The organism is Microbacterium sp., assembly GCF_035687345.1.
GTDB lineage: Bacteria > Actinomycetota > Actinomycetes > Actinomycetales > Microbacteriaceae > Microbacterium.
The window spans coordinates 1-3766 of sequence record NZ_DASRXZ010000045.1 but is presented as its reverse complement, the minus strand read 5'-3'; the positions used below and the strand labels follow the sequence as shown (position 1 = coordinate 3766).

The following is a 3766-nucleotide window of genomic DNA, read 5'->3' as shown; positions in this document are numbered from 1 at the left end:
CGCCTCCCGCTCGTGTTCGCCGCGACCACCGTGATCTTCAGCGCCGGGCCGACGACCTACGAGCTGACGATCCACGCGGCCGAGCCGACGTTCCGCGAGACGCAGACGATCGACGACGAGTCCGACGGGCTGTCGACGATCGGCGAAGTCCCGCTCACGGCGAGCCAGAAGCTCATGATCCTGGCCCTCGCCGAGCCGGTGCTGCGCCGTGAGGGGACCGGCATGAGCGAGCTGCCGACGTCGGCGCAGGCCGCCGATCGCCTCGGCTGGACGCTCACGCGATTCAACCGCAAGCTCGACAACGTCTGCGACAAGCTCGACCGCATCGGCGTGCCCGGCCTTCGCGGCGGAGTCCGCTCGTTCGCGACGAACCGGCGTGTGCGGCTCGTCGAGCACGCGATCTCGGCGCGTCTCGTGACGCGCGAGGATCTTCCGCTCCTCGACGAGGAGCGCGATGCGAACGGCGACGACGACGCGTGATGCCCGGGCTCACCCCTGAGTCGTCGCGCGGACGCATCCGCTGACGCGCCCGCGGCCGCCGTCCGGAAGTTCAGCGCCCCGTGTCGGCGAGGTGGCGCGCCCCGTGCGTCACGACCTTGACGACGACGCCGCGCCGGTGCAGCTCGGCGACCGTTCGGGTCTCCTCGTCGATGTCGCGGCCGAGCGCGTGCACGTTCGCCACGACGAGCACGTCGCCGCGGCTGAGGCGTCCGAACAGGCGGACGAGCCGCTCCTCCCACGTCTCGAGGGTCTCGGGAGCGGGGTGCCGGAAGCCCTCGATCGGCACGCCGAAGTGCGTGAGCAGCTCGCGCTGCTCGACGACGGACGGCATGTCCTCGCGCGCGACGACGAGCCCGACCAGCCGCGAGCCCGCGGGCCGCGCCTGCCACCAGTTGCGGTCACGCTGCAGCTCGGTGAAGCACTTGGGGCATTCGGCCGCCTCGTGCGGCAGGTGCAGCGGGCTCGTGTCGGCGCTCACGTCGGACGCAGCACCGTCCGCACCCGGCCGCACGGTCGCGGAGGGTTCCTGTGTGCCGATGTCGCTCATGTGGCCGCCTTCCCTGACGTCCATTGTGCCTTGACTTCGGCGGTCACGCGGTCCGGGCCCCGCCTCGTCGGCCTTCGGCGCCCACCCGGGCTGGAGGCGCCTCCGCACTCTCGGCGAGTGGCCAGGAACTGCGGGGTGGGGCATCCGTTTGCGGCGACTCGCCAGAAAAGGCCCTCCACGCGTCGCGTCCGACGGGGAATGCCCCGCGGGGTGGTGTCGCGCGCGCGGCGCGCGGCGCTAGTCCTCTCCGCGCAGCCGCAGCTCGAGGCTCACCTGATCGGCGTCGAGCTCGGCGAGCGCGTGGCGCAGAGTCTCGGAGCTGAACTCGCCCCCCGAGCTGAGCTCGACGAGCCGCGCGCGCATCGCCTCGATCATCGTGATCCGCAGCTCGAGCAGATCGCGCGTGAGCCCCGTCTCGTCGTCCTCGGGCGGGCGGGTGAGGCGCTTCCCGACGCGCGCCGTGAGCTCTGCCGGGTACGGGGTGCCGTCGCGCCTGTGGGTCGTCTCCGACAACGCGGATGCCGCAGCCTCCCGCAGTTCGTCGTCGAGGCGTTTCTGCTGAGCGCGGTCGAGCGACTCGTCGGGCGGGTGGATGCGCAGCAGCCGCACGAGCGCCGGCAGCGTGAAGCCCTGCAGCATGAGGCTTCCCACCGCCACGAGGAACGCCACGAAGACGAGGAGCGCGCGCTGGGGCGTGTCGTGGGGGAGGGTCTGGGCCGCGGCGAGCGTCACGACGCCCCGCATGCCGGCCCACACGATGACGGTGCCGTGCTTCCAACCGAGGGGCGACGCGTTGTAATAGTCGATGTCGGCGAGCATGGTGCGCACGCGGCGCCGCAGGAGGTCCATGCGCCGCTCGACGTGCTCGGGGTTGCGCCGGCCGCGCGCCGAGGCCCGGGGCGGCTCGGTCGCGACGTGGTTCAGCCGCCGCTCGATCTCGCCGACTCTGCGCTGGCGCACGCGCGCCCGTCTCGACTGCAACCACACGATGAACGTGACGTACGCCGTGCGCACGAGGAGCACGATCGCGAGGGCGACGGCGGCCAGCCACACGCCGTGCCAGATGCCCTCTTCGCTCTCGCCGTTCGCGCGCACGATCTCCTTGAGCTCGAGACCCATCACGAGGAACACCGCGCCCTCGAGCACGAGTTCGACCGTGCGCCAGTTGACCTGATCCGACAGGCGCTGATCGGGCGTGAACCACCGCGCGGACCCCTGCCCGGTCACGATTCCGGCGACGACGGCGGCCACAAGGCCGGAGCCGCCGAGCTGCTCGGTCGGCAGGTACGCCGCGAACGGGACGACGAACCCGATGGCGGTGTTCGCGGCGGGATTCGAGATCAGCGCGCGCACGCGCAGATTGACCCACCCGATGATCCCGCCGACGATCAGGGCCGCGATCACGCCCCACACGAAGGCGCCGACGAAGCCGGGCCGCGCGACCCCCTCGACCTCCTGCACGACGGTCGAGGCGCCGACGGCGGATGCCGCGACCGCCGTGCGCAGCAGCACGAGCGACGTCGCGTCGTTGAGCAGACTCTCACCCTCGAGCAGGGTGACGACGCGACTCGATATGCCCAGGCGTTTGACGATCGACGTCGCGACGGCGTCGGTCGGACTGAGGATCGCGCCGAGAGCGAGGGCGAGCATGAAGTCGAGCTGGGGCAGCACCGCCTGGAAGAAGAAGGCGAGCGCGACGGCGCTCATCACGACGAGCAGCACCGACAAGCCCACGACCGGTCCGAAGTCGCGACGGAACTCGACCGCGGGAAGGTTCACCGCCGCCGAGTAGAGCAGGGGCGGCAGCACGCCGACGATGATGAACTCGGGGTCGACCTCGATGGGCGGCACGAACGGCAGCAGGCTCACCGCGATCCCCACCATGACGAGGATCAGCGGGCCGGCGATGCGGACCTTGGGGGCGATGGCTGTCGCGACCGAGATGACGACGATCGCGAGGATGGAGAGGGCGAGGGGGTCTTCGATCACACGACCCCCCACGAGGCGACGGCGTCGCGTTCGGCCACGAGCTCGGCCACCGACCGGTCGAGGCGGTGACGGGCGCGCTCGTCGAGATCCAGACCCTCGATCACGCGATAGCCCGCGCCGTCGGATGAGACGGGGAACGAGCACACGAGCCCCTCCGGCACGCCGTACTCCCCGCGCGACACGACGGCCGCCGAGGTCCACTCCGTGCCGAACCACTCGTCACGCACGTGCTGGATCGTCGCATTGGCCGCGGATGCCACCGACGACGATCCGCGCACCTCGATGATCTCCTGCCCCCGCCTGGCCACGCGGGGCACGAACTCGTCGTCGAGCCAGCGGGTCGCCGCATCCGCCCCGCCGAATCTCTCGGCGAGCCGCTCGGGAACGGGCCGTCCGGCTGCGGTCGCGTACGTCACGTCGGGGAACTGCGTCACGGAGTGGTTGCCCCACACGGTCACGCGGTCGATCTCGCCCGCCTTCACGTCGAGCGCCTCGGACAGCTGCCCGATCGCGCGGTCGTGGTCGAGGCGCGTGAGCGCGGTGATCCGATCGCGCGGGATGTCGGGGGCGGATGCCGCGAGCACGAGCGCGTTCGTGTTGGCGGGGTTGCCCACCACGACGATCCGCACGTCGTCGGAGGCGACGCCGTTGAGCGCCGCGCCCTGCGGTCCGAAGATGCCGGCGTTGGCGGCCAGCAGGTCGGCGCGCTCCATGCCCGGCCCGCGCGGG

At 71.8% G+C, this 3766-nt stretch carries 3 protein-coding genes and 1 pseudogene; 1 reads left to right on the top strand and 3 read right to left on the bottom strand.

The features are described from left to right. Positions 1–480, top strand: a pseudogene (locus tag VFF97_RS05365) (hypothetical protein); the annotation flags it as partial. A 70-nt stretch (positions 481–550) separates the two neighbouring features. Here VFF97_RS05365 and VFF97_RS05360 read toward each other — a convergent pair. The 3 genes from VFF97_RS05360 to VFF97_RS05350 form a co-directional block, all read right to left on the bottom strand. After that, the gene (locus VFF97_RS05360) at positions 551–1048 is read right to left on the bottom strand and encodes a recombinase family protein (protein WP_325032457.1); all 498 of its coding nucleotides are present in this window, start codon (positions 1046–1048) and stop codon (positions 551–553) included. A gap of 237 nt (positions 1049–1285) precedes the next feature. Then, complete coding sequence (locus VFF97_RS05355) at positions 1286–3037, bottom strand: sodium:proton antiporter (RefSeq protein ID WP_325032456.1); 1752 nt, start codon at positions 3035–3037, stop codon at positions 1286–1288. Continuing rightward, positions 3034–3766: malate dehydrogenase (locus tag VFF97_RS05350; protein WP_325032455.1), on the bottom strand; the 733-nt coding region annotated here is incomplete at its 5' end. The genes VFF97_RS05350 and VFF97_RS05355, both read right to left, overlap by 4 nt.